This window comes from Duganella sp. HH101, assembly GCF_001758795.1.
GTDB lineage: Bacteria > Pseudomonadota > Gammaproteobacteria > Burkholderiales > Burkholderiaceae_D > Rugamonas > Rugamonas rivuli.
Genome location: NZ_LRON01000007.1, coordinates 186,512 through 211,725, shown reverse-complemented (window position 1 = coordinate 211,725; position 25,214 = coordinate 186,512). Strand labels below are relative to the sequence as shown.

The 25,214-nt window shown below is 64.9% G+C and carries 23 protein-coding genes; 9 read left to right on the top strand and 14 right to left on the bottom strand.

Annotated features, from left to right (window positions below):
* Positions 1-14: 14 nt before the first annotated feature.
* Positions 15-965 (bottom strand): 2-hydroxyacid dehydrogenase, encoded by a 951-nt coding sequence (locus tag DUGA2_RS13855; RefSeq protein ID WP_070267110.1) that lies wholly within the window; start codon positions 963-965, stop codon positions 15-17.
* A 118-nt stretch (positions 966-1,083) separates the two neighbouring features.
* On the opposite strand from DUGA2_RS13855, the gene DUGA2_RS13850 reads away from it, so the two are divergent.
* Both DUGA2_RS13850 and DUGA2_RS13845 read left to right on the top strand, forming a co-directional pair.
* A complete protein-coding gene (locus tag DUGA2_RS13850; RefSeq protein ID WP_229214686.1) occupies positions 1,084-6,105 on the top strand; it encodes a response regulator in 5,022 nt (1,673 codons plus the stop codon).
* A gap of 133 nt (positions 6,106-6,238) precedes the next feature.
* Entirely contained in the window at positions 6,239-6,493 is a 255-nt protein-coding gene (locus DUGA2_RS13845; RefSeq protein WP_008448927.1) for an NHLP-related RiPP peptide, read from the top strand.
* On the opposite strand, the gene DUGA2_RS13840 is transcribed toward DUGA2_RS13845, so the two are convergent.
* Both DUGA2_RS13840 and DUGA2_RS13835 read right to left on the bottom strand, forming a co-directional pair.
* Positions 6,490-7,662 carry a putative peptide maturation dehydrogenase gene (locus tag DUGA2_RS13840; RefSeq protein ID WP_070269822.1) on the bottom strand — a complete coding sequence of 391 codons (1,173 nt, stop codon included), beginning with the start codon at positions 7,660-7,662 and terminating at the stop codon, positions 6,490-6,492. The two genes, DUGA2_RS13845 and DUGA2_RS13840, sit on opposite strands and share 4 nt — an antisense overlap.
* A gap of 19 nt (positions 7,663-7,681) precedes the next feature.
* Positions 7,682-8,272 carry a 2'-5' RNA ligase family protein gene (locus DUGA2_RS13835; RefSeq protein WP_070269821.1) on the bottom strand — a complete coding sequence of 197 codons (591 nt, stop codon included), beginning with the start codon at positions 8,270-8,272 and terminating at the stop codon, positions 7,682-7,684.
* A 77-nt stretch (positions 8,273-8,349) separates the two neighbouring features.
* On the opposite strand from DUGA2_RS13835, the gene DUGA2_RS13830 reads away from it, so the two are divergent.
* From DUGA2_RS13830 to DUGA2_RS13820, 3 genes are all read left to right on the top strand, one after another.
* Positions 8,350-8,730 carry a BlaI/MecI/CopY family transcriptional regulator gene (locus DUGA2_RS13830; RefSeq protein WP_070269820.1) on the top strand — a complete coding sequence of 127 codons (381 nt, stop codon included), beginning with the start codon at positions 8,350-8,352 and terminating at the stop codon, positions 8,728-8,730.
* A complete protein-coding gene (locus tag DUGA2_RS13825) occupies positions 8,717-9,934 on the top strand; it encodes a M56 family metallopeptidase (protein ID WP_071658914.1) in 1,218 nt (405 codons plus the stop codon). The genes DUGA2_RS13830 and DUGA2_RS13825 overlap by 14 nt, the downstream gene beginning before the upstream one ends.
* Positions 9,935-10,025: 91 nt before the next feature.
* Positions 10,026-10,217: a hypothetical protein gene (locus tag DUGA2_RS13820; protein ID WP_008448933.1), complete on the top strand. Its 192-nt coding sequence runs from the start codon at positions 10,026-10,028 to the stop codon at positions 10,215-10,217.
* 30 nt (positions 10,218-10,247) lie between these two features.
* Here DUGA2_RS13820 and DUGA2_RS13815 read toward each other — a convergent pair whose 3' ends face one another.
* The 8 genes from DUGA2_RS13815 to cyoA all read right to left on the bottom strand — a co-directional run bounded on the left by DUGA2_RS13815 (position 10,248) and on the right by cyoA (position 17,806).
* A complete protein-coding gene (locus DUGA2_RS13815) occupies positions 10,248-10,922 on the bottom strand; it encodes a PEP-CTERM sorting domain-containing protein (RefSeq protein WP_070269818.1) in 675 nt (224 codons plus the stop codon).
* A 147-nt stretch (positions 10,923-11,069) separates the two neighbouring features.
* Positions 11,070-11,612, bottom strand: coding sequence for a response regulator transcription factor (locus tag DUGA2_RS13810; RefSeq protein ID WP_008448936.1), 543 nt, complete (start codon positions 11,610-11,612; stop codon positions 11,070-11,072).
* Positions 11,602-12,978 carry an ATP-binding protein gene (locus tag DUGA2_RS13805; protein WP_141753273.1) on the bottom strand — a complete coding sequence of 459 codons (1,377 nt, stop codon included), beginning with the start codon at positions 12,976-12,978 and terminating at the stop codon, positions 11,602-11,604. The genes DUGA2_RS13810 and DUGA2_RS13805 overlap by 11 nt, the downstream gene beginning before the upstream one ends.
* A complete protein-coding gene (locus DUGA2_RS13800; RefSeq protein ID WP_070269817.1) occupies positions 12,979-13,779 on the bottom strand; it encodes an SURF1 family protein in 801 nt (266 codons plus the stop codon).
* Positions 13,776-14,183 carry a cytochrome o ubiquinol oxidase subunit IV gene (gene cyoD, locus DUGA2_RS13795; protein WP_070269816.1) on the bottom strand — a complete coding sequence of 136 codons (408 nt, stop codon included), beginning with the start codon at positions 14,181-14,183 and terminating at the stop codon, positions 13,776-13,778. The genes DUGA2_RS13800 and cyoD overlap by 4 nt, the downstream gene beginning before the upstream one ends.
* On the bottom strand, positions 14,180-14,809 hold the full coding sequence (gene cyoC / locus DUGA2_RS13790; RefSeq protein ID WP_008448944.1) for a cytochrome o ubiquinol oxidase subunit III: 630 nt from the start codon (positions 14,807-14,809) through the stop codon (positions 14,180-14,182). The genes cyoD and cyoC overlap by 4 nt, the downstream gene beginning before the upstream one ends.
* Positions 14,802-16,802 (bottom strand): cytochrome o ubiquinol oxidase subunit I, encoded by a 2,001-nt coding sequence (gene cyoB, locus DUGA2_RS13785; RefSeq protein WP_070269841.1) that lies wholly within the window; start codon positions 16,800-16,802, stop codon positions 14,802-14,804. The genes cyoC and cyoB overlap by 8 nt, the downstream gene beginning before the upstream one ends.
* Positions 16,803-16,804: 2 nt before the next feature.
* The gene (cyoA, locus tag DUGA2_RS13780; RefSeq protein WP_071658913.1) at positions 16,805-17,806 is read right to left on the bottom strand and encodes a ubiquinol oxidase subunit II; all 1,002 of its coding nucleotides are present in this window, start codon (positions 17,804-17,806) and stop codon (positions 16,805-16,807) included.
* Positions 17,807-17,939: 133 nt separating this feature from the next.
* On the opposite strand from cyoA, the gene DUGA2_RS13775 reads away from it, so the two are divergent.
* Positions 17,940-19,292 (top strand): MFS transporter, encoded by a 1,353-nt coding sequence (locus DUGA2_RS13775; protein ID WP_070269814.1) that lies wholly within the window; start codon positions 17,940-17,942, stop codon positions 19,290-19,292.
* A gap of 91 nt (positions 19,293-19,383) precedes the next feature.
* Complete coding sequence (locus tag DUGA2_RS13770; protein ID WP_070269813.1) at positions 19,384-20,373, top strand: 2-dehydropantoate 2-reductase; 990 nt, start codon at positions 19,384-19,386, stop codon at positions 20,371-20,373.
* 9 nt (positions 20,374-20,382) lie between these two features.
* Here the strand turns inward: DUGA2_RS13770 and DUGA2_RS13765 are convergent, their stop codons facing one another.
* The 3 genes from DUGA2_RS13765 to DUGA2_RS13755 all read right to left on the bottom strand — a co-directional run bounded on the left by DUGA2_RS13765 (position 20,383) and on the right by DUGA2_RS13755 (position 21,838).
* Positions 20,383-20,577 carry a hypothetical protein gene (locus DUGA2_RS13765; protein WP_008448953.1) on the bottom strand — a complete coding sequence of 65 codons (195 nt, stop codon included), beginning with the start codon at positions 20,575-20,577 and terminating at the stop codon, positions 20,383-20,385.
* Positions 20,578-20,734: 157 nt separating this feature from the next.
* Positions 20,735-21,271: a hypothetical protein gene (locus tag DUGA2_RS13760; protein WP_070269812.1), complete on the bottom strand. Its 537-nt coding sequence runs from the start codon at positions 21,269-21,271 to the stop codon at positions 20,735-20,737.
* A 36-nt stretch (positions 21,272-21,307) separates the two neighbouring features.
* Entirely contained in the window at positions 21,308-21,838 is a 531-nt protein-coding gene (locus DUGA2_RS13755) for a nuclear transport factor 2 family protein (RefSeq protein WP_141753272.1), read from the bottom strand.
* Between the two features lie 323 nt (positions 21,839-22,161).
* Between DUGA2_RS13755 and DUGA2_RS13750 the strand changes: the two genes are divergently transcribed.
* The gene (locus tag DUGA2_RS13750; RefSeq protein WP_070269810.1) at positions 22,162-23,712 is read left to right on the top strand and encodes a fatty acyl-CoA reductase; all 1,551 of its coding nucleotides are present in this window, start codon (positions 22,162-22,164) and stop codon (positions 23,710-23,712) included.
* A gap of 46 nt (positions 23,713-23,758) precedes the next feature.
* Positions 23,759-25,135, top strand: coding sequence for a wax ester/triacylglycerol synthase family O-acyltransferase (locus DUGA2_RS13745; protein WP_070269809.1), 1,377 nt, complete (start codon positions 23,759-23,761; stop codon positions 25,133-25,135).
* The last annotated feature ends 79 nt before the right edge of the window (positions 25,136-25,214 follow it).

Below are 25,214 nucleotides of genomic sequence, written 5' to 3'. Positions count from 1 at the left end.
CGTCAGGCGTCCAGTCAGGCCACCGGCGTGACCAGCGGGCGGCCGCCGAAGTGGGCGCGCAGGTTGTCCACCACCAGCTGGCCCATCGCGTGCCGGGTTTCCACCGTCAGGCTGCCTACGTGCGGCGTCAGCACCACGTTGTCCAGCTCCCGCACCGCCGCCGGCACATGCGGCTCGTGGTCGAACACGTCCAGCGCGGCCTTGCCCAGCACGCCGTCGCGCAAGGCCGCGACCAAGGCCTCCTGGTCCACCAGCGAACCGCGCGCCACGTTGACCAGCGTGCCCCGCGGCCCCAGCGCCGCCATCACCTCCGCATTCACCGCATGGCGCGTGGCCTCGCCGCCCGGCGCGCACAGCACCAGGTAGTCGCTGGCCTGCGCCAGCTCCAGCAGCGACGCGCAGCGCCCGGCCGCCACGCCATCCACCGCGCGCGGCTGGTAGTACAGCGCGCGCATGCCGAAGGCCGTCGCCCGTGCCGCCACCGCCTGGCCGATGCGGCCGAAACCGAACACACCGCACACCTTGCCGCGCAGGGACCGCGTCGGCGCCAGCGGCAGGCCGTGCTCCCAGGCGCCGCTGCGCACCAGGCGGTCCAGCGCCGGCAACCCGCGCGCCGCCGACAGCAACAGCGTCAGCGCCAGGTCCGCCACGTCCTCGGTCAGCACACCCGGAGTGTTGGTAACAAAAATGCCACGTTGCCGCGTCTTTTCCAGCGCCACCGCATCGGTGCCGATGCCGTTGACGGCGACGATTTCCAGCTTCGGCAGCTGCGCCAGCAACGCCGGGCCTATGCCTATCGAGCCGGTCGTCAACACCCCTCGTATGCCCGGCGCCACACTCGCCAGCCAGGCCGGCTGGGCCTCGCAGGGCTGGCGCCACAGGTGGTGGCAGTGAAACGCCTGCTCCAGCTGCGCCATCACGTCCGCCGACGGACTGGCCGCCAGCACCAGTATTTCCGGTTTCATATCGGTATCCTTATGCATGTGGCGATTGTACAAGCAGGCCCAGATTCCCGTTGCTTTGCATGGACTTTCTGTCGGCATTTCCGTATGCTGGACCCACCATCCTGGAGCGCGCCCCGATTTGAACGTCCCCGCCACCACTCCGCAAACTTGCCTCGCCTTCCGCCGCTGGTTATCCGCGGCGCTGGCGGCATGCGCGATGCTGTGCAGCGGCGCCGCCGCAGGGCCCGAGCGCTGGGGCAAGCTGGCCACGCCGCTGTTCGAGCACCTTGGCCTGGAACAGGGGCTGCCGCACCCGATCGGCATGGCGCTGGCGCAGGACGGCGACGGCTACATCTGGGTCGGCACCCAGACCGGCCTGGCGCGCTGGGATGGCTATCATATGCGCAGCTTCCATCACGACGCCGCCAACCCCGCCTCGCTGCCCGGCGACTTTATCCAGGTGCTGCACGTGGACAGGCGCGGCCGCCTGTGGATAGGCACGGCGGCCGCCGGCATCGCCATGTTCGATAAACGCAGCGAACAGTTCACGCGCCTCAACGATGAACTGGGCAAGGGCCAGGTCAGCGCCATCGCCAGCGACGCCAAGGGCAACCTGTGGATAGGCACGCCGAACGGCCTGAAATACTACGACACCGTGCAAGGCACGCTGCGCCGCTACACCCACGAAACCCATGCCGGGCTGCCGGACAACCAGGTGCGCGCCCTGCTGGTGGACCACGCCGGCACCCTGTGGATAGGCACGGGCACCGGCCTGGCGCGCCTGCGCGAGGGCGGCGCCATCACCCAGGTCGCCGTCAGCGGCGAAGGCCAGTCCGGCTGGAGCGACACCGTCATGGCGCTGGGCGAGAACGCCATGGGCCAGATCGCCTTCGGCACGCTCAAGAGCGGCATCGGCGTCATCGACTCGCAGGCCGACCGCGGCCGCATCCTGCCGATCAAGGGCGTCAAGGAGCTGCAGGCCAACATGGTGCTGGCGGTGGTCGAAACCACCCCCGGCACCTGGTGGGCCAGCACCTACGGCGGCGGCGTGGTCGAGTACCGCAGCGGCAGCAACGAGGGCCACCGCATCCAGCACCAGGCGGCCGTGCCCTTCAGCCTGAGCAACGACCGCACCGCCGCCCTGCTGCGCGACCGCAGCGGCATGATCTGGGTGACGACCGAACGCGGCGTCGACTTCTACGATCCGCACAACGAGAGCGTCGATTCGGTGTTCGGCGCCCAGGGCGCGCAGGAAGCCGCCGTCACCGCGCTGATGACGGACCAACAGGGCCAGGTGTGGATCGCGCTGGCCGACCAGGGCGTCGACATCGTGCACGCCAACGGCGACCGCTCCGCCGTGCTGCGCCCGGACCCGGCCCGCCCGGACAGCGCGCTGCCCAACCGGGTGGTGCTGGCGCTGGCCGAGGCCAGTCCCGGCGAGGCCTGGATCGGCACCCAGCTGGGCCTCTACCGTACCAGCGCCCAGGGACGCAGCGTGCGCCGCGTGCCGCTGCCGCAGGCCAGTGCCTATCCGCGCATCGGCACCATCCTGGCGCGCAAGGGCGAACTGTGGCTGGGCACTTTCGACGGCCTGCTGCGCTACGACCCGCAGGCCAACACCGTGCGCCGCTACGTGCAGGGCGCGGCCGACGCCGGCGGCCTGACCGACAACCGCATCCACGCGGTGGCGCCCGACGGCGACGGCGCGCTGTGGATCGCCACCCGCAACGGCTTGAACTGGCTGGATCCCGAAACCGGCAAGGTGGAACAGATACGCGCCAATCCCGCCGTGTCGACCGCGCTGTCGGAGGCCATCATCAGCTCGCTGGTGATCGACCCGCGCGGCCGGCTGTGGGTAGGCACCTACGGCGGCGGCATCTGCGTCATGACCGGGCGCGATGCGCAAGGCGTGCCGGAATTCCAGCGGGTCGGCTCCCTGGCGGGCCTGACCACCGGCACCATCATGTCCATGCAGGCCGACCCCGTGGGCCGCATCTGGGCCTCCACCGCCGACAGCATCGCCGTGATCGACGCCGCCACCCTCAAGGCGCGCGCGCTGACCCGCGCCGACGGCCTGGCCTTCCGCACCTTCTTCATCGGTTCCAGCACCGTCACGGCCGAACGCGACCTGGTGTTCGGCGCCACCTCCGGCATGGCGGTGGTGTATCCGGGCCGCCTGAACGACTGGGGCTACCGCCCGCCGCTGGTCATCAGCGCGGTGCGCCTGGACCAGCAGCCTGTCGCCCCGGCCCAGCTGGCAGGCGACAACGGCCCGACGCTGACGCTCAAGCCGGAGAACCAGGGCTTCGAAGTGGAGCTGGCCGCGCTGGACTTCTCGGCGCCGCAGCGCAACCGCTACGCCCATCTGCTGGAAGGCTTCGACCAGCGCTGGGTGGAGGCCGACGCCACGCGCCGCATCGCCGCCTACAACCATCTGCCGCCCGGCAGCTACCGCCTGCGCCTGCGCGGCAGCAACCGCGACGCCCTGTGGAACGCCGAAGAGCTGCAATTGCGGGTGGTGGTGCTGCCGGCCTGGCACCAGACCTGGTGGGCGTGGCTGGGCTACTTGCTGGCCGCCTGCCTGCTCGCATGGGGCCTGGTGCGCTGGCGCGTGCGGCAGCTGCACCACAAGGGCGAGACGCTGCAGGCGCTGGTGTACTCGCGCACCCAGCACCTGGAAAAACTCAACGCCATCGTCAAGTCGATCAACGAGCAGCTCGATTTCGACGCCCTGCTGCACACCATCCTGCATGAGTCGACCGTCATCCAGGGCATCGACTCGGCGATGGCGCTGGTGCGCGAGGCCGGCACCGAGACGCTGTCGCTGCGCGCGGCCTGGGGCCGCATCGACACCACGGCCGACGCCTACACCATCGACCTGCGCCAGGCCGAGCTGCGCTACGCGCCGGCCAACTGCATGATCGCGCCGGACATCTTCGAAGTCCACCACCGCAATTCGCTGCCAGGCGACGTCTGCGCGCTGCTGGCGGTGCGGGTGGTGATCGACGGCCAGGTCGAAGGCTATCTGATCTTCGAAAACTACCAGTACCAGGCGGCTTTCGCCCCCACCGACCTCGATCTGCTCAAGGCGCTGAAGGAGCCCTTCGTCTCGGCCTACCAGAAGGCGCGCGCGCTGCGGCTGCTGGAGCAGGCGCGCGCCAACGCCGAAGCGGCCACCCGCGCCAAGAGCGACTTCCTGGCCAACATCAGCCACGAAATCCGCACGCCGATGAACGCCATCCTCGGCTTCGCAGGCCTGGGCACGCATCTGGACCTGCCGCCGCAGCCGCTGGACTACTTCCGCAAGATCGGCCGCGCCGGCCAGAGCCTGCTGGAGATCATCAACGACGTGCTGGACTTCTCCAAGATCGAATCGGGCAAGCTGGAACTGGAGGCGCTGCCCTTCGACCTGCCCGACACCCTGAGCCAGCTGGCCGACCTGTTCTCGTGGCGGGCCGCGGAGCGCGGACTGGAACTGGTGATCTGGGCGGCGCCGGACGTGCCGTCCAACCTGCTGGGCGACTCGCTGCGCCTGAGCCAGATCCTGGTCAACCTGGTCGGCAACGCACTCAAGTTCACCGCGCGCGGCCACATCGAACTGCGGGTCGAGCGCGACCACCAGGCCCCGGTGCCCGGCGACGGCTACATCGGGCTGCGCTTCGTCGTCGAGGACAGCGGCCTGGGGATCAGCGACGAGCAGCAGGCCCGCCTGTTCCAGGCCTTCGCCCAGGCCGACGCCAGCACCACGCGCCTGTACGGCGGCACCGGACTGGGGCTGGCGATCTCGCAGCAGCTGGTGCGCAAGATGGGCGGCGTGATCCGCGTCGACAGCGAACCGGGCGTCGGCAGCAGCTTCGGTTTCAGCATCGCCGTGCAGCTGGCGAGCGACCAGACCCCGCGCGCCGCGCCGCTGCCGCCGTCGGTGCTGGGCAAGCGCGTGCTGGTGGTGGACGACAGCGAAGCGGTGCGCCACATGCTGAAGATCCAGCTGTCCAACCTGGGCCTGAAGGCGCGCGCGGTGGCGTCGGGCACGGCGGCGGTGGCGGCGATGCAGCTGGACGACTACGACATCCTGATGATGGACGCCGACATGCCCGACATGGACGGCATCGAAACCCTGCAGCGCATCGCCGGCGACGCCGAGCTGGCGGCCGTGCCGGCGGTGCTGATGACCACCGCCTACGCGCGCGAGCACAGCCGCCAGACCGGCGAGCAAAGCCGCCTGATGCCTTTCCTCGACAAGCCGGCCCACCCCTATCTGCTGCGCAGCGTGGTGCTGGCGGCGCTCGGACTGGAAAGCGGCCAGCCGGCGGCCAGGCTGGTGGCCGCGCCGTCGGTGGCGGTGCAGCGCATCCGCGGCGCCCACGTGCTGGTGGTCGACGACAACAGCATCAACCAGCAGGTGGCCAGCGAGATCCTGCAGCGGGCCGGCGTGCGCGTGGACCTGGCGGGCAGCGGCGAAGAGGCGGCGCGCATGACCGCCGCCGGCCGCTACGACGCGGTGCTGATGGACATCCAGATGCCGGACATGGACGGCTACCAGGCCACGGCCCTGATCCGCGCCGCCCCGGACAGCGCCAGGCTGCCGATCATCGCCATGACCGCGCACGCGGTGGCCGGCTACCGCGAGCGCTGCCTGGCGATGGACATGAACGATTACGTCACCAAGCCGATCGACCCCGACACCCTGTACGCCGTGCTGGCCACCTGGGTCGAGCCGGAACCGGGCCTGCCGGAAGACGCGGATGCGCAGCCCGCCGGCATGCCGGCGCCACGCTACGCCACCGGGGCAGGCATCGTGGCGCGGCGCGGCATCGACATGCCGGCGGCGATGGAGCGCCTGGGCGGCCACGGCCGCCTGCTGTCCCAGTTGCTGGCCCTGTTCGCCAAGGACTTCGATACAAGCTTGCAGCAGATACAACATGCCATCGACGCCGGCGACTACCCGCAAGCGGCCGAGCTGGTGCACAAGATCCGCGGCGCCGCCGGCAACATCTCGGCAACCGAGTTGTACGAATCCGCAACCATGCTGGAACAACATTTGCGGGAACATCCTCCCGCGCCCAAGGATGTGCTGCAGGCGTTTGTGCAATCGTTCGGCGTGGTGATGGACAGCGCGCGCCAGGATGTGGCCGAACGCGAGGCCGAGACGCTGGCGTGAATTTGATGCTGCGCCGCAACAGGTGCAAGATGCTATCTACACGACTTACCTTGAGATAGTGGCCGCTATAGCCTACGATGAAGTTGCGTTTCGAAACGCGAGATTTCCATACTTCCACACGAAAGGTTAAGACATGGCTACGCATTCCCCGCAAGATCTCGATCTGCTGCTGTCCAAGCTGTCCGGCGACGACACGTTCCGCGCAAGCTTCCTGAACGACCCACAACTGGCGCTGGGCACCCTGGGCATCAAGCTCGCCGCCGACAAGATCCCTGCCCTGCGCTGCCTGCCAGCGAAGGAAGTATTCATCGCCAGCCGCCACGCCATCAAAGGCAAGCTGGAAAACGCCGCCGGTGCGATTCCCTTCTTCCTGTCCGGCCAGCGTTAAGGCTCGTAGCGCATTTCCACCGTATCCTGCGCGCCGGAAGCCTTCCCGCAGCCGCATACGGCGATCACCATATCCTTCAACGGGTCGAGCCCAAATACCCGCTCGATGTCGATCTCATTCACCGCCGCCGTCACAAAGGCCGGCATACCAGCTTCAGTCGCCAGCAGATAGAACGTCTGCGACAAGTGCCCCGCATCGAGCAGCAGTGCGCGATAGGCCTTGGCGTGATTGCGGTACTTCCAGAAGTTGCGCTCCACCCGCGCCGCCAGCACCACCATCATCGGCGCATCGATAAACCAATCCTGGTCCGCCACCATGCGCATCGCCAGCTCCGCCGTTTGCGTGGTGTCCATCGCCGCCAGCGGCTCCAGCACGTGGCGTACAGGGTGATAGTGATACAGGCCGGACGCGACGCCTTCGATGCGCTGCGCCAGCACGTAAGCCTCCACCGGGTGCAGGCCGCCCGCCGAGGGGCTGAGCTTTTTCAGCACGAAGGCGCCGGGCGCCATTTCGCGTTCGCCCTGCGCGCCAAAGGCCCGCTGCAACAGGCGCGCGGCGGTGGCCAGCGGCAGCACGGCGGCGCCGTCGAAATTGCGGCCGGTGTAGCGCTGGAACAGCGTGTCGTCGAGGCGTGCGCGTTCGGGCACGGGCAGCGCCACCGCGTCGGCGGGCGCGGCGCGCTCGATGGCCGGGCCGGGCGGCGTGCCGTATGAAACCACCAGCTCTTCGAAGCTGGGGAACTGCATGCCCTTGTCGACCCGCATATCGCCCCAGCGGCTGAACATGTGCGCGGTGGCCGACAGCGGCCGCCAGTTCTGCGAGCGCAGCACCTCGTCGCGTTCGCGGAAGTGCGCATGGCGACTGCCATCGCCGCCATCGCCGCCGGCTTCGTCGCCGATCAGCAGGCCGGTTTGCAGCAGGCGGGCGATGGCCGCCTCGCCGAATTTCTGTTCACAGTCGCCGCGCTCCTGCCACAGCGTCAGTCCGACGCCGCCCAGCGCCGCCATCTCTTCCAGGCTGACTTCGACCTCCTCGCCCAGATGCGCCGCCAGCGCCATCCAGCGGATGTTCGCGCCCAGCGCGCCATCGCCGGCGAACAGCGCCGCCCAGTCGATGTCGAGGTCTTCCCGGGGTTCCAGGAACAAAACGGCGCAACGTCTGATCAGCATGGTGGCCCCACTATAAAAGTTAGCCTTGCAAACTCCAGCGCCCCAGCGCGGTGTACGGCAGGTTCTGGCCGATGTGGCTGTGAACCAGCACCAGTTCACGCACCATCCACTCGATGGGACCGGCGGCCTGCGGCGGGGCCGTCACGTCATCGTACAGCAGTGTGAGGTGCGGCATATAGCTCGGCGGATTACCGTGCAGGCCAGCCTTGAGCAAGGCCATCGCGAGACTTTTATACAAGGAGCCGAGCCCGCTCACGCCGTCGCCGCCGGTCAGCACGAAAGGCCGGTTGCGCGCGCGGTTGATGAAGGTCTGCGCCGTGTCGAAGCTGACGGCGAAAGGCGCCGTCGCCCCGGCCACCGAGGCCGCCGCCTGCCCTGCCCGCGCCACCAGGCTGTCCGGCATGCCGGGAAAATCGCCCAGGTTGCACAGCGTGGCGTGCAGGCGCGCATCGGCGATGGCGCGGCCACGCATGCCATGCGCGGCCTTGAGCTCCGCGGTCAGCGTATTGATGCGCGCGATGGCGCCGGCGTCCGGCAGCACGGCAAAGAAGATGCGGTCCGTCGGTTCAGGTTCGGGCTCAAAGCCCGGCAGCAAGGTCTGTTGTGTCATGCCGCCAGTTTAGCGCTTGACAGCCGCGATTACAACTGTAATCATTCGCAGCGATTACACGTGTAAATGGAAAAACGATGAAACCTGTCCCACAGATCAGCGAAGCCGAATCGGTCGTCATGGAAGCGTTGTGGACGCGCAGCCCGCGCAGCGCGGAGGAAGTGGCGGCGGCAATCGGCGACGAGCGCGCCTGGCAGGAGTCCACCGTCAAGACGCTGCTCAACCGGCTACTGCGCAAGAACGCCGTCAAGGTGCTGAAGGATGGACGGCGCTATCTCTATTCCGCCGCGCTCACGCGCGAACAGTGGCTGCACAGCGAGAGCAAGGGCTTCCTGGACCGCTTGTTCGACGGCCGCGTCGCGCCGCTGGTGGCGCACTTCAGCCGCCATCGCAAGTTGAGCAAGGCGGACCTGGAAGAACTCAAACGCCTGATCGGAGAGCTCGATGACAGCAAGTGATTGGTCCGCGGCGCTGCCACCGCTGCTGCATGCGAGCTGCGCCTTGAGCCTCGCCGCCCTCGCTGTGATTGCGCTGCGCCAGCCGCTGCGCCGCTGCTTTGGCGCGGGCGTCGCCTACGCCGCGTGGCTGGCCGTACCCTTGTGCGCATTGGCCGCCTTGCTGCCGGCGGCGCCGACAGGCAGCCTGCTGGTGCGCCCCGCCGCCGCCATCGAACCGCTGACGACCGGCATCGCCAACCTGGCGCCGCCGGCCGCACCGCCGGGGCAGGCCTGCCTCATCATGTCGGCATGGCTGGCCGGCGTGCTGCTGGCCGCCGCCCGCCAGATCGGCCAGCAACGCGCCTATATCCGCAGCATGGGCACTCCCGCGCAGCGCGACGGTATCGCCTATGCCGACTCTGCCGATGCCGGCCCCGCGCTGGTGGGCCTGTGGCGGCCGCTCATCGTCGTGCCGTCCGACTTCGACCGCCGCTACACAGAGACGGAACGGGAGCTGATCCTGGCGCACGAACGCACCCACGCCCGCCGCCGCGACCCGCTGGCCAATGCAGTCTGCGCCGCGCTGCGCTGCCTGAACTGGTTCAATCCCCTGGTCCACATCGCAGAGCGCCTGATGCGCATCGACCAGGAACTGGCGTGCGACGCCGAAGTTGTACGCCGCCACCCCAGCTCGCGCCGCAGCTACGCCGACGCCATGCTCAAAACGCAGTTATCCGCGAACGACGCACCGTTCGCATGTCAATGGCAGTCCAACCACCCGCTAAAGGAAAGAGTCATGAACCTGAACCGCACCACGCCGCAAGCACTGCGCATCGCCGGCAGCACCCTGATCGCCGCCGCCATGAGCACCGGCAGCTGGGCCGCATGGGCGGCGCAAAACAGCGCACCCGAAGGCCAGCTGTACGATATCGCCATGCACATGACAGTCAACGGCGCGACCATCTCGCCACACCTGCACACCCGCAGCGGCACTCCGGCAGCGATGCGCGTCGGCGAAGGCGCCCAGCAATGGCAAGCGGAGTTCATGCTGCAGCCGGTCGATGGCGGCAAGGTCTACATCGCCAGCAGCGTCACGCGCGACGGCAAGCCGGTCGGCAAACCCGGCCTGCTGGTGGCGCTCGGCGAGCCGGCCACCGTCAAGATCTCGCAGGACGACAGCGCCGGCATGGAGATGCAACTTATAGTGACAGAAATCACCAAATAGATTATAAAACAAACAAACGTAGCCAATCAGCAATGTTTACGATAGGATATTATTCCTTGGCCATTGGGGCCATCTATCATCAAGGAATACCATGAAATCGAAAATGATCATTGCAGGTTTGATCGCCGCAGTTTGTGCCGCCAGCGCCTTCGCCGGCCCAGCCCCGTTCATGTGGTACAAGAGCAAGCTGAACGGCTCGCTGGCATGCTCCAACGCCTACATGGGCAGCGGCTGGGAACCACAACCGCAGCTGGGCACCTTCAAAAACGCCGCCTGCCGCTAAAAAAATCGGGGGCCGCTGGCCCCCGATGTTTTACCTACCGGCTTGCTGGCGGCGCCGCATTGCCGCCAGCAGGCCGATACCGCCGGCCATCATCGCCCACTGCCCGGGCTCGGGCACTGCGGAAACATGCACCGTGAACGAACCCGAGTAGTCGGCGAGGTGGTTAGGCGTGTTGTCGTAGACGCCGACCAAATCCGGCACCGCATTCGGCACCGCTGGATGGGCGTAGTCGAACAAGGTGAAATTGCTCAGCGTCAGCGTGGTATTGCCCACGCTGAAGGACAAGGAATTCGCCGCCAGCACATCGCCGCCGTTGATCCCCAGGCTGTTGTTGCCATACGCCGCCACCGTTGGATGAACCACATTGAACGGCACGTAGGCCGAAACACCGGGCGTGTTGTTGGCGCCGTTGAAGAACAGGTTCAGGCCGGCCGAAGAGGTAGGCCAGTTGAAACCGCCACCGTCAGCGCGGAAATAGAAGGTGTAGCTGCCAGGGCTGGACAGATCCTGGTTCAGCGAGGTGGTCGCGCCGTTGCCGCTGTTGATGAACGAGCTGGCGTCGTCAGGCGTGGTCAGCAGGTACAGATTGGCGGCGCCGTTGGCGCCGGTGGTATCCCAGCCGTTGCCGACGTAAACGCCGCCGGCGTTGATGTCGTACACCGACGCGCCGGTCAGCGACAAGGCTTCAGCCGAAGCCGCGTTCATCAAGGTTCCACATGCGGCCGCGGCGACGACTGGCATCAGCCTGGCAAACGAAAACGCTGTCTTCAAAATAAGCTCCTGTTTATGATGTCAAAATGGCACAAAATAGAATACCATAAACAGTGCAAATATGACAAGTAACCGGCCGCGCTATTTGACGCGCTGCTTCTCCAGCTTGCGCGCCAGCGTGCGGCGGTGCATGCCCAGCCGCCGCGCCGCTTCGGAGATGTTGAAGTCGGTCTCCGCCAGCACCGCGTGGATATGCTCCCACTCCAGCGTCTTGACCGACGTGGCGCGGTTGGTCAGCTCCAGCTCCGCCGCGCCGGCCACGTGTTCGAAGGCCGCTTCGATGTCGTCCGTGTTGGAGGGCTTGGCCAGGTACTGGCAGGCGCCCAGCTTGATCGCCTCCACCGCCGTGTTGATGCTGGCGAAGCCGGTCAGCACCACGATCAGCATGTCGGCGTCGTGCTGGTGCAGCATCTGCACGCAGGCCAGGCCGGAGGAATTGCCCTTCAACTTCAGATCCACCACCGCATAGCCTGGCGAGTGGTCGACCAGCAGCGCGCTGGCCTCGTCGACATTCTCCGCCAGCAGCACCTTGTAGCCGCGCCGCTCGAAGGAGCGCCCCAGCGTGCGGGCGAAGGCGGCGTCGTCCTCGACCAGCAACAGTACGCGTTCTTCTTCAGTAGTCATAGTGATTCGATTCCGGTTTGATTTCGATCTCGGCCAGCGGCAGCGTCAGGCGCACCAGCGCCCCGCCCTGCGGCCAGTTCGACGCCGTGACCGCGCCGCCCAGCGTGCGCGCCACGTTCACCACCAGGAACAGGCCCAGGCCACCGCCCGGCCGCCCCTTGCTTGAGTTGTACGGTTTGCCCAGCTGCGCCAGGATGTCGGGCGCGAAGCCCGGGCCCGCGTCCATCACCTGCAGCACCAATTGGCCGTCTTCCACGCTGGCCTCCATGCGCAGCCATTGCGGCGACGCTTCCAGCGCATTGTCGAGCACGTTGCAGATCATCTGTTTCAGCGTCGAGTCGGACACCACCGGATGATCCGGTGCGATGCGGTTGTCAAATTCAAACGCCACCACCGGCCGCCCCACGCGCCATTCCGCCACCAGTTCAGCCAGGAAGGTGTTGATGGTGGTCGCAGCCGACGATTCTCCGCGCGTCTCGCCGGCCGACAGCAGGATGCCGCTGACGATGGACTTGCAGCGCTTGAGCTGCGTCTGCATCTCGCCGATCTCCTCCAGCAGCTCGGCATTGGCCTTGAACTCGGGCATGTGCTTCCAGTCGCCGAGGATGACGGCCAGCGTCGCCAGCGGCGTGCCCAGCTCGTGCGCCGCGCCCGAGGCCAGCAGGCCCATGCGGATGATATGGTCTTCCTCGGCGGCGCGCTGGCGCAGGTCGGCCAGCTTGGTCGCCGTCACCCGCATATTGCGCATGATGCGCGTGATGAAGATGACCAGCAGCGCCGCGTCGAGCACGAAGCAGATCAGCATGCCCTGCACGTACAGGCTGAGGATGCCGCGCGCATGATCCAGCGGCAGCGCCAGCGGTTCGGAAAACAGCGCCAGCCCGGCGATGCAGGTGCCGGTGACGCCGACGATGGTCCACGTCGACCACGACTCCAGCAGCACCGCGCCCAGGATCACATGCAGCAGGTAAAGGAACACAAAGGGATTGGTGGCGCCGCCGCTCAGGTAGAGCTGCGCCGTCAGGCTGGCGATATCGACCGTCAGCGCCAGCAGCAGCTCGCTGTTGGACACCACCTGGTTTTCCTGCCAGCGCAAGGTGCTGGCGATGTTGAAGGCGATCAGGCAGGCCAGCACGTTCAGCATGGCCGGCAACGGCAGCTGCACGTCGAACACCATGGTGGCGGCGAAGATGGTGGTGATCTGGCCGACCACGGCGATCCAGCGCAGCTGGATCAGCTGCTGCATGTTCTTGTGGCCGGCCGCGTGGGTGATGGTGTTGGCCGACGCCTTGACCGCCGCCAGCGGCTCGATCACGGGGGCGTTGGGACGGCCCCGGTCGTATGGATTATCGTTTTTCCTGGCCATTTATGCGTTCGTTGGTGGTTGGCGTCCCTCGCGGACGACCCATGCGGCGCCGCCGGCGACCATCAGCGCCAGCGCGTACCAGGTGACAGCATAAACCAAATGGCTGTTGGCGAAGGAAACCACCGTCAGGCCGCCTATCGGTTCGCCCTCGGCAGCCGCGCCGGGAGCGGCGTCGGCATCGACGAAGTAAGGCGCCACGGCCGGCAAGCCGCGCGCGCGGGCGATGGCCTGCACGTCGCGGGTGTACCAGTAGTTGCGCGCCGGTTCGTTCTGGCGCAGGCGGCCGGACGCCTCGCCCATCCGCAGCAGGCCGCTGACGCCGACCGGCGCAGTGCCGGCCAGGCGGGCGGCGGCAAGCGCCGCAGCGCAGGCATCGGCCGCGGCGGCAGGCGGCGCCGGCTGCGGAGCCCAGCCGCCGGAACCGGCGCGGATGAAGCCGCGGTTGACCATGACGATGCCGCCGTCGGCCGTGCACAGCGGCGTCAGCACCCAGTAGCCTATGCCGCGGTCCAGCGAGGCCAGCACTTGCGTATCCGAGCCTTGCAGGTAGACGCCGCTGAGCTGCACGCGGCGGTAGTCGTCGGCCTCGGCGTTCAGCTGCGGCCATTGCGCGCTGGCGGGCGCCGCCACCGGCGCCGCGTGCACGCGCTGCTCGACGCGCTCGATCAAGGCCAGCTTCCATTGCAGGCGGAATATTTGCCAGGTCCCCAAAGCAAAAAACCCTGCGAACATCAACCCGGCCGCAATGGCCAGGCTGACGCGCAGGGCGCGGGAACGTGGGCGCGATGCCCCCGTCGTCATTGCATGTCGCGCATGTTGTGCACGTCCGTACCCATGGACGGCATCATGTTGACGTTCATGTGGTACATGACCCAGATCGAACCGGCCAGTACGATGACCAGCAGCACCAGCGTGAACATGGTCGCCAGCAGCGACCAGCCGCCTTCGATCTTGCCGTTCATGTGCAGGAAGTACACCATGTGCACCACCACCTGCACCGCCGCGAAGGCCAGGATCACCGCGGCGGTGGTGCTGGACTTGTCGAAGGCCTTGGTCATGACCAGGTAAAACGGAATCGCGGTCAGGATCACCGACAGCACGAAGCCGATCGCGTAGTCCTTCAGGCTGCCGTGGGCGCCTGCTTCATGGCCGTGGCCGTGGTCGTCGTGACCGTGACCGTGGTGGTCGTGATTGTGTGCGCTCATGGCAGGACTCCCATCAGGTAGACAAAGGTAAAGACGCCGATCCAGATCACGTCCAGGAAGTGCCAGAACATCGACAGGCACATCAGGCGACGGTTGTTCTCGGGCGTCAGGCCGTGCTTGGCCAGCTGGAACACCAGCGTGATCAGCCAGATCGAGCCGAAGGTCACGTGCAGGCCGTGGGTGCCGACCAGCGCGAAGAACGAGGTCAGGAACGCGCTGCGTTGCGGGCCCGCGCCTTCATGGATCAGGTGAACGAACTCGTCCAGCTCCAGGTACAGGAAGGCCATGCCGAACGCGCCGGTGATCAGCAGCCAGACGATGGTCGCCTTCAGGTTCTTGCGCTGCGAGGCGATCATCGCGAAGCCGTAGGTGATCGACGACATCAGCAGGAAGCCGGTGTTGATCGCCACGGTCGGCAGGTCGAACAACTCGGCGCCGGTCGGACCGCCCGCGTAGTTGCGACCCAGCACGGCGTATGCCGCGAACAGGCCGGCGAACAACAGGCAGTCGCTCATCAGGTAGAGCCAGAAGCCCAGCAGCGTGCCGTTCTCCGGGTGGTGTTCGCGCACGTAGTAGCGTGCGCTTGGGTCGGCGCTCACGGCGCCGTTAGCGATAGTTTCAGACATGGCTTTCCAGCAAACGAGTATGCGCTTCTTCGGTGCGGACGACTTCTTCCGCAGGGATGTAGTAATCGCGCTTGTAGTTAAAGGTGTGCGTGATGATGGCGGCCATCATGGCGACGAACGCCAGCGCAGCCGGGATCCACATCTGCCAAACCATGGCGAAGCCCAGGGCGAACGTCAGTGCCGAGATGATGAAGCCGGCAGCGGTGTTCTTAGGCATGTGGATGGCCACGAAGCCTTTGGTCGGACGCTTGTAGTTATTGGCCTTCATGTCGGCCCAGCTGTCGCTCTCATGCACCACTGGCGTGAAGGCGAAGTTGTAGTCCGGCGGTGGCGACGAGGTCGCCCACTCCAGCGTACGGCCACCCCATGGGTCGCCGGTGACGTCGCGCAGCTTCTCGCGGTTCTTCCAGCTGACATAGAACTGCACCAGCATCGCGCCGATACCGGCGGCGATGATCAGCGCGCCGATGGCGGCGATGATGAACCATTTTTGCAGCGAAGGATCTTCGAAGTGGTTCATGCGGCGGGTCACGCCCATGAAGCCCATCACGTACAGCGGCGTGAAGGCCACCCAGAAACCGACCAGCCAGCACCAGAACGATACCTTGCCCCAGAACTCGTCGAGCTTGAAGCCGAAGGCTTTAGGGAACCAGTAGTTCAGGCCGGCGAAGCAACCGAACACCACGCCGCCGATGATGACGTTGTGGAAGTGGGCGATCAGGAACAGCGAGTTGTGCAGCACGAAGTCGGCAGGTGGTACGGCCAGCATCACGCCGGTCATGCCGCCGATGGTGAAGGTCAGCATGAAGCCGACGGTCCACAGCATAGGCACGTCGAAACGCACGCGGCCTTTGTACATGGTGAACAGCCAGTTGAAGATCTTGGCCCCGGTCGGGATCGAGATGATCATCGTGGTGATGCCGAAGAACGAGTTCACCGACGCGCCCGAGCCCATCGTGAAGAAGTGGTGCAGCCATACCAGGTAGGACAGGATGGTGATCACGACGGTCGCATACACCATCGAGGTGTAGCCGAACAGGCGCTTGGCCGAGAACGTCGACACGATCTCCGAGAACACGCCGAACACCGGCAGCACCAGGATGTAGACCTCAGGGTGGCCCCAGATCCAGATCAGGTTGACGTACAACATCGGGTTGCCGCCGAGGTCGTTGGTGAAGAAGTTGGTGCCGACCATGCGGTCCAGCGACAGCATGGCCAGGGTGACGGCCAGGATCGGGAAGGTGGCGACGATCAGTGCATTGGTGCACAGTGCGGTCCAGGTGAAGACCGGCATTTTCATCATGGTCATGCCTGGCGCGCGCATCTTGACGATGGTGGCGATCAGGTTGACGCCCGACAGTGTCGTCCCTACCCCGGCCACCTGCAGCGACCAGATGTAGTAATCGACCCCGACATCAGGCGACGCGGCGATGCCCGACAGCGGCGGGAAAGCCAGCCAGCCGGTGCGCGCGAATTCGCCGACGAACAGCGATACCATCGTCAGCATGGCGCCGAAGGTGGTCATCCAGAACGAGAAGTTGTTCAGGAACGGGAACGAGACGTCGCGCGCGCCGATTTGCAGCGGCACCACGTAGTTCATCAGGCCCGTCACCAGCGGCATCGCCACGAAGAAGATCATGATCGTGCCGTGGGCCGTGAAGATCTGGTCGTAGTGGTGCGGCGGCAGCGCGCCGACGTTGTCGCCGAAGGCCATCGCTTGTTGGGCGCGCATCATCAGCGCGTCGGCGAAGCCGCGCAGCAGCATGACGATCGCCAGCACCATGTACATGATGCCGATTTTCTTGTGGTCGATGGAGGTGATCCAGTCGCGCCACAGCGGGCCCCACAGGCGGAATTTGAACATCGCGGCCAGGAAGGCCAGGCCGCCGATCGCCACCATGGCGAAGGTGCCGATCAGGATGGGCTCGTGGTATGGAATTGCTTCCAGCGACAGCCGCCCAAAGATCAGTTTGGTCAGGTTGAGATCAGACATGGTCATTCTTTACGGATGGGTTGAGCCGTGGCGGTGGCGACCTTGGGTGGTTCGCACACATCTTTCGGCAAATCTTTCGCGGCAGCGGCAGCCTGCATGCGCATGGCGTCCTGCTCCATCTGGGCATTCATGCAGACCGAACCTTCGGCCACGCAACGGTTCAGCACCAGGTCGTACAGGCCTTTATCGACGCTGCCGAAACGCATGATCGGATGCTTGATGGTCGGCTTGTCCAGGTCCAGGTAGCCGGCGCGGGTCAGCGTACCGCCGCCTGCACGGGTTTTCGCGACCCAGGCGTCGAAGTCGGCCTGGCTCACGCCGTGGTACTTGAACTTCATATCCGAGAAACCGGCGCCGCTGTAGTTCGACGAGAAGCCGTCGTACACGCCCACCTTGTTCATCACCGCGTTCAGCTGGGTTTCCATGCTGGGCATGGTGTAGACCATGCCGGCCAGCGCAGGGATGTAGAACGCATTCATCACGCTCGACGCGGTCATGTGGAAACGTACCGGCACGTCGATCGGCGTCACCAGCTCGTTGACGGTGGCGATGCCTTGTTCCGGATAAATGAACATCCACTTCCAGTCCATGGCCACGACCTGCACTTCCAGCGGCTTGACGCCGACGGCGACCGGACGATTTTCATCGATGCGGCTCAGCGGACGGTACGGGTCCAGCAAGTGGGTGTAGATCCAGGTGATCAGGCCCAGAACGATGATGATCAGCAGCGGAGCGCCCCAGATCAGCAGTTCGAGTTTGGTGGAGTGATCCCAGTCCGGCTTGTATTCGGCGGAAGTATTTGACTTCCTATAGCGCCAAGCGAACAGACAGATCAGGAACATGACGGGTACGATAATCAACAGCATCAGCAGAGTTGACACAACAACAAGGTGTGCCTGCTGGGCGGCGATATCACCGGACGGATTCAACACGACCGTGTTGCAGCCTGCTAGCCACAACAGCGGTGCGAGGAACAGTCCACGACGCGCGAGAGGAGGAATCATGAGGTAATCTACGTTACAGTATGTGGATGATGTGTTACTGTACCAATCACGGAATGTTCTTGCCATTGGACACTTTGTCCCAGGAGCCAGGACATGATCGTGATAAAAATATCAACGCAAAGAGACAGAGATTATGGCCACTACGACTACACCAAACGGCGTGCAGGTTGGCGCCCAAGAACCATCTCAGGCCGGTAACGATGCACGCAACATCAACACCCGGGACGACGACCACATCTCCCCCGGCGAAATAGCGGTCGGCGTCGTTATCGGGCGCGCTTCCGAGTATTTCGATTTCTTTGTCTACGCGATTGCCTCAGTGCTCGTGTTCCCTTCGCTGCTATTCCCGTTCGACGGGCGCCTGGAAGGGACTCTTTATGCATTCACCATCTTTTCTTTTGCCTTTATTGCAAGGCCTATCGGTACCGTCATCTCGATGGCGATTCAGCGCCGCTACGGGCGTGAGGCCAAGCTGACCGGGGCGCTGCTGTTGCTGGGTTCGACCACCGCCGGCATTGCCTTCCTGCCATCCTACGCCGACAGCGGCTTCTACGCCATCTTGATCTTGTCGGTGTTGCGCATCGGCCAAGGCCTGGCGCTGGGCGGCTCGTGGGACGGCCTGCCGTCGCTGCTGGCGCTGAACGCGCCGGAGAACAAGCGCGGCTGGTACGCCATGCTGGGCCAGCTCGGCGCGCCGACCGGCTTCTTCATCGCCGCCGGCCTGTTCTGGTACCTGATCGGCAACCTGACCGACCTCGACTTCATGGACTGGGGCTGGCGCTATCCGTTCTACGTGGCCTTCGCCATCAACGTGGTGGCGCTGTTCGCCCGCCTGCGCCTGACCTCGACCAGCGAATACGCCAAGCTGCTGGAAGAGCGCGAGCTGCAGCCGACCAGCGTGATGGAAATGGCCAGTTCGCAAGGCCGCAACCTGGTCATCGGCGCCCTCGCCGCGCTGGCCAGCTATGCGCTGTTCCACCTGGTGACGGTGTTCCCGCTGTCGTGGATCACGATTTACTCGCCGCGTTCGGTCTCCGGCTTCCTCGGCACGCAGATGGTGGGCGTGGTGCTGATGGCGGTGGGCGTGGTCGCTTCCGGCGTCATCGCCGACCGCATCGGCCGCCGCCGCACGCTGGGCACGCTGGCTATCCTGATCGCGGTGTTCAGCGGCTTCGTGCCGATGCTGCTCAACGGTGGCGAAGGCGCGCAGGATACCTTCATCATGCTGGGCTTCGCTCTGCTGGGCTTGTCGTACGGCCAGGCAGCCGGCGCCGTGACCGCCAACTTCCCGGCGCAGTACCGCTACACCGGCGCGGCTTTCACGTCGGATCTGGCGTGGCTGGTCGGCGCGGGCTTCGCACCGCTGGTGGCGCTGGGCGTGTCGTCGCAGTTCGGCCTGGCTTATGTGGGGCTGTACCTGCTGTCCGGCGCGGTCTGCTCGCTGGCAGCGCTGAGCCTGAACCGCCGACTCGACATCCGCAACTGATCGCTCCCGCCTGACCAAGCCCGGCTGCGCTGCCAGCCGGGCTTTCCCTCCTGTGGCAAAATAAGCAAACTTTCCCCACACGGAGTATTCAATGAAGGTATGCATAGTCGGCGCCGGCGCCATTGGCGGTTTTATCGGCGCCCGCCTCGCTGCGGCCCAAGCCTGCGATCTGAGCGCCTACGCGCGCGGCGACACCCTGGCCGCACTGCGCCAGCACGGCTGGCGTCTGCAACAAGCCGACACCCTGATCCAGGCCCCTGCCCGCGCCAGCGACAACGCGGCCGAGCTCGGCGCGCAGGATGTGGTCATCATCGCCGTCAAAGGCCAGGCGCTGGCCGCCGTGGCACAACAGATCGCTCCACTGCTCACACCAGACACCATCATCCTGCCCGCCATGAACGGCGTGCCCTGGTGGTTTGGACAGGGCGTGGCGGCCATCGGCGACCAGCCGCTGGCTAGCGTCGACCCGGGCGGCGTCATCGCCGCCGCGCTGCCCTACCGCCAGGTGCTGGGCTGCGTGGTCCACGCCAGCACCTCGACCCCGTCGCCGGGACTGGTCAGCCACAAGATGGGTAACGGCCTGATCATCGGCGAACCGGCCGGTGGCGACTCCGAACGCGCCCAGCAACTGGGCGCGCTGCTGCGCGCCGGCGGCTTCGACGTCAAGGTATCGGCCGATGTCCGCTACGACATTTGGTATAAATTATGGGGGAATATGACCTTGAATCCGGTCTCGGCCATCACTGGCGCGACGGCGGACCGCATTCTGGACGACCAACTGGTGGCCGAATTCTGCCGTGCCGCCATGCGTGAGGCGGCCGTGATCGGCGAGCGCATCGGCTGCCACATCGCCGAAACGCCCGAGCAGCGCCATCTGGTGACGCGCAAGCTGGGTGCATTTAAAAGCTCGATGCTGCAAGACGCCGAGGCCGGCCGCATGCTGGAGCTGGACGCCCTGGTGGCGGCCGTGCGCGAGATCGGCCAGCGCCTGCAGCTGGCCACCCCGCACATCGACGCCCTGCTGGGCCTAACCCGGTTGTTCGGCCGCGTGCACGGCCTGTATCCGGAAGCCCGGCAATAAGCTAAGAAGTCAGCGCTCGTCGCGGTTGCCACGCTCATCGCGGCTGCCCGACTGGCGCTGGGCCGGATCGCTGTTTTCCTTGTTCTTCGTATCGCGGCTGGTATCCACGCTCTGCTGCTGGCTGCCGCCGCGGGTGCCGCTTTGCTGCGAGCCCGGCGTGCCCGATTGTTTGCCGGTGTCTTGCGGTTTTTGATTCTGAGTCATGATCATCTCCTGTGGGTGTATGAATATGAATGCCCGGCATTGCCGGTAACGCATCATCATCCAGCCAGCCACAACACGGTATAGGCGCGCCTCTCCGATCCCTGTAAGACAAGGCTGAGTTCCTGAGGAACATAGGGCGTGGCGCAAATACCTCGATTCAGAACTTTGCAGCTTCGCGCTTCTTCTTGGCTTCAGCCTCCACGGCCGTTTGGGAATTGAACTTTTGCATGAGGTCATTTCTAATGTAGCGAACCTCCATTACAAAGCCGAGGTGAGGGGCATCCATTTCGATTACGGCGTCCTGGGTTTTGAAGCGGGCGAATTGGTTGCCTACGAATGGCCTCTGTTGAGATGAAACTTTGTACTTTCCAGAAATTGCCTGGAAGACGGAATCAAATCTTCCCTTATCCATGCCGAGGATCATGCCAGCGAGTTTCTTTTGGTCGTCGAAGATATACAAGACCTCATTCAGCCCCTCGATTTCGTAGGAAGAGCCGTCAGTCTTCAGCATTGCTCCGCCGGTAAATTTATTGGCCCCGGCATCCAAAACCTTTGTTTGCTTCACAAGGGCGGACCTGACCTGGTCGCTGGAGGAAACGCCGATCTCAAAACCCAGCGCTTGAGTACCCGCATGAGCACTGATGCTAGCTGTCAGCGCGAAAGCAGCAAGAACGGACTGAATGAAGTGTTTCATAATTTCTCCTGTAATGAGTTGAAAAGAGCGGTCGCCTCAAGCACCTGGCGGAACCGGATTCTCTTCAGATGACCAGGTAACAGCAGAAATCTTCCACCCGGCCTCCGTCCGCACCAGCTGCCAGCTCTCCTTACCCCAGGCACTCTTATAAGTTCCGATCATAAAAGTGTAATCAAACCACACATGTGCAATATCGCCGTCCGTATCGATGCGGACATTGGAGAAAGTTTCAGACTGCGGCGCTTTGTTTTTCGCGATACTTTCAATGAACTTCCGAGGACTGCCGCCTGCCTGAACCCTGGTAGCTACAGGCTCCTTCGTATCCTTGATGCTGGCGTTATACCGTTCAACACTGGCGTCGGTGTACGTCGCCGTCCACGTAACATCCTCCCGCAAGAACAGCCCCATGAAACCAGCAGTATCTTTATTCTTGATTGCCTCCTGAAACTGCCCAATAATTTTCGTGACCTGTTTCTTGCTCACCGCAGGGTTTTCGGCAAAAGCCGGTTGATGTGTAGCCAGAAAAAGACCGCAAGCAAGTGCGACAGCAGAAAAGACAACTCTCATCGTTTATCCCTTGGAATGAAAACTACCGATTGGCTGTGATCCTGGTGAGTAACAGCTCTAAAACTGTAACTCATTTGACAATATTTGTCAGCTTCGATGAAGCTCCACGCATGAGGATAGTCCGGGCCTGGCAAAACCACGCGGCGTTGCGCAAATGCCTCAATGTTGCAAACGGTGCCATATCCGTTTCCCCCAGCACCACCTCCCCATGACTCGCACAGCCATGCGTTTGGCTCGCTAAGCCACTGCAAAGTCGCCAGTCACCCCACGGTTTCGCTCTAAGATCGGCTCATTGCAGTAATGACACCGTTTCTGAGAGCCCCATGAAACCAGCTTTGAATGTGCACGCGGCGCTGTCCGGTGAGCGCGTACTGATCACCGGCAGCACCGGCTTCCTCGCCAAGGTAGTGCTGGAAAAACTCATCCGCAGCGTGCCCGATATCGGCCGCATCGTGCTGGTGATACGCGGCGGCCGGGGCAAGACCAACGGCGACGCCCGCACCCGCTTCGAGCGCGACATCGCCACCTCCTCCGTGTTCGACCGCCTGCGCGCCGAACGGCCGGCCTTCCTGGCCGAGTTCTTCGCCGAGCGCATCGAATGCATTACCGGCGAAGTGACCGAACCCTGCTTCGGCCTGCCGCTGGCCGAGTTCAACACGCTGGCCCGCCGCATCGACCTGGTGGTCAACGCCGCCGCCAGCGTCAACTTCCGCGAAGCGCTGGACGAAGCACTGGCCATCAACGCCCTCAGCGTGCAGAACATCGCCGAGCTGGCGCGCGTCGCCAACGCGCCGCTGGTGCAGGTATCGACCTGCTACGTCAACGGCTACAACCGCGGCGACATGCTGGAGCAGAACGTGACGCCGGCGCGCGCCGCCATCCCGCGCCACGCCGACGGCCATTTTGATTTATACGGTTTACTCAAACACCTGCAACACCGCGTGGCCGCCATCAAGGCAGACACCAGCGATGCCGAACAACTGACCCGGCGCCTGACGGAGCTGGGCATCGCCGAAGCCAACTACCACGGCTGGAACGACACCTACACCTTCACCAAATGGATGGGCGAGCAGCTGGCGATACAGGCCATGCGCGGCAAGACGTTGACCATCGTGCGCCCGTCCATCATCGAAAGCACGCTGCAGGAGCCGGCGCCGGGATGGATCGAAGGCGTCAAGGTGGCCGACGCCATCATCCTGGCCTACGCGCGCGGCAAGACCAGCTTCTTCCCGGCCAAGCCGAACGAGATCGTCGACATCGTACCGGCCGACCTGGTCGCCAACAGCATCGTGCTGGCCGCCGCCGAAGCACTGACCGAACCAGGCGCCACGCGCATCTACCAGGCTTGCACCGGCTCGGCCAACCCGATCTCGGTAGGCCGTGTGATCGAACTGTTCCAGACCGAATCGCAGCGCAACTGGCGCAACTACGAGCGCCTGTTCTACAACGAGCCCAAACATGGCTTCCGCGTCGTGAGCCGTCCTGTATTCCTGTTGATGCTGCGGGCCATGAGCCTGGGCGCAACCGCCTGGAGCGGCGTACGGCGCCTGCTGGGCGCGGGCGAATCGCCCAAGCTTGAAGCGCTGCGTACCACGCAGCTGCTGGCATTGACGTTCTCGTTCTACACCGCGCCGCGCTATGTGTTCCATAACAAATCGCTGATGGCGCTGGCCCGGCGCTTCGGCAGCGAAGACCAGGCGCGCTACGCGGTGGACCCGGCCATCATCGACTGGCCGGACTACCTGTGCCGCATCCACATGACAGGCTTGAACCGTTACGCGCTGCGGCCGCGCTCACCCAAATCGGTGGAAGCGGCAGCGGCGGCGGCGCCTGCGCCGACCACGGAAGCAGAAGCACGACCAGTAAAAATATAAGCGGACACCGACAAAGATTCGGCGCCGCACGAGGAGACAGCATCACATGAGCAAACCAACCGCAGCACCGGCGGCAATGACGCGTCGCGACTATGCGTGGCACCGCATGGACACCGACAAGAACCTCATGGTCATCAACAGCATCTTGCTGTTCGAAGGCCCGGTCGACATGGAGCGGCTGATTTCCACCATCGGCCTGCGCCTGCCCAACTACCCGCGCTTCACGCAGAAGGTGGTGCAGCGGCGCGGGCGTCCGCACTGGGTCGAGGACGACCAGTTCAACATCGCCCAGCACATCAAGCTGGAACAGATGTCGCAGGAAGTGAGCCGCGAGGAGCTGCAAGGCCACATGACCCGCATCGCCCACCTGCCGCTGGAGCGCGACCGGCCGATGTGGCATATGACGGTGCTGGACCGGGTCAACGGCGGCCATGCCATCGTGTTCCGCGTCCACCACTGCATCACCGACGGCCTGGGGCTGGTGCATGTGCTGAACCACCTGACCGACGACAACGGCGTGCATGGCCGCACGCCCTCCCCAGTCGGCCATCCGCACCGCGCCACGGTGGCGCACAACGCCGTGTGCTCGGCAGTGGTGCGCGGCGTGTCGTGGCTGAAGATCGCCTTCCACGTGGCGCGGCTGTCGGTGCTGTGGCCCGACGCACCCAGCCAGTTCAAGGCGCCAATGACGGGCGCCAAGCAGCTGGTCTGGCTGCCGCCGCTGGAGATGGACCGCGTGCGCGCCATGTCCAAGCGCATGGGCGTGACCTTGAACGATGTATGGGTGGCGGCCGTTTCCGGCGCGTTGCGCCAGTACCTGGGCGAGCGCGGACAACGGCCCGACGGCCGCGCGCTGCGCGCCGCCGTCACCTTCAACCTGCGCGAGAAGGCTAATGCTTTCCAGCTGGGGAACGAGTTCGGTCTGGTGGCGGTGGATTTGCCGACCAATGTGGACGATCCCTGCATACGCCTGCGCCAGTCCAGCGACCGCATGACAGCCATCAAACGCTCGCACCAACCGCGCGCGACGATGGCTTTCCTGTCGATCGCAGGCTGCCTGCCGACCGCGCTTCAGCACTTCGCGCTGAACCTGTTCACGTCCAAGGGATCGGTGGTGCTGACCAATATCGAAGGCCCGGGCAGCCGCCGCTACCTGGCCGGCTCGCGCATGACGGACCTGATCTGCTGGGTGCCGCAGGCGGGCAAGCTCGGGGTCGGACTGGCGTTTATCTCGTACGCGGGGCAGATCCAGCTAGCGCTGTTCGTCGACACCGACCTGGTGCCCGACCCGGAACGCCTGATGGCGTTGACCTACGATGCTTTCGAAGAGCTGGAACTGGCCACCCGGACTGCACCGGCAGAAGCGCCTGCGGAAACCGAGGATGAAGCGGTGGTGGGAACACCGCTGGCGCCAGCGCGCTAGGCACTACGGTCGCACTAATTTACATGCACTCCCAGCGCGGCCGCCGTCAACGCGGACCGCGTCCCGAACAAGTTATCCC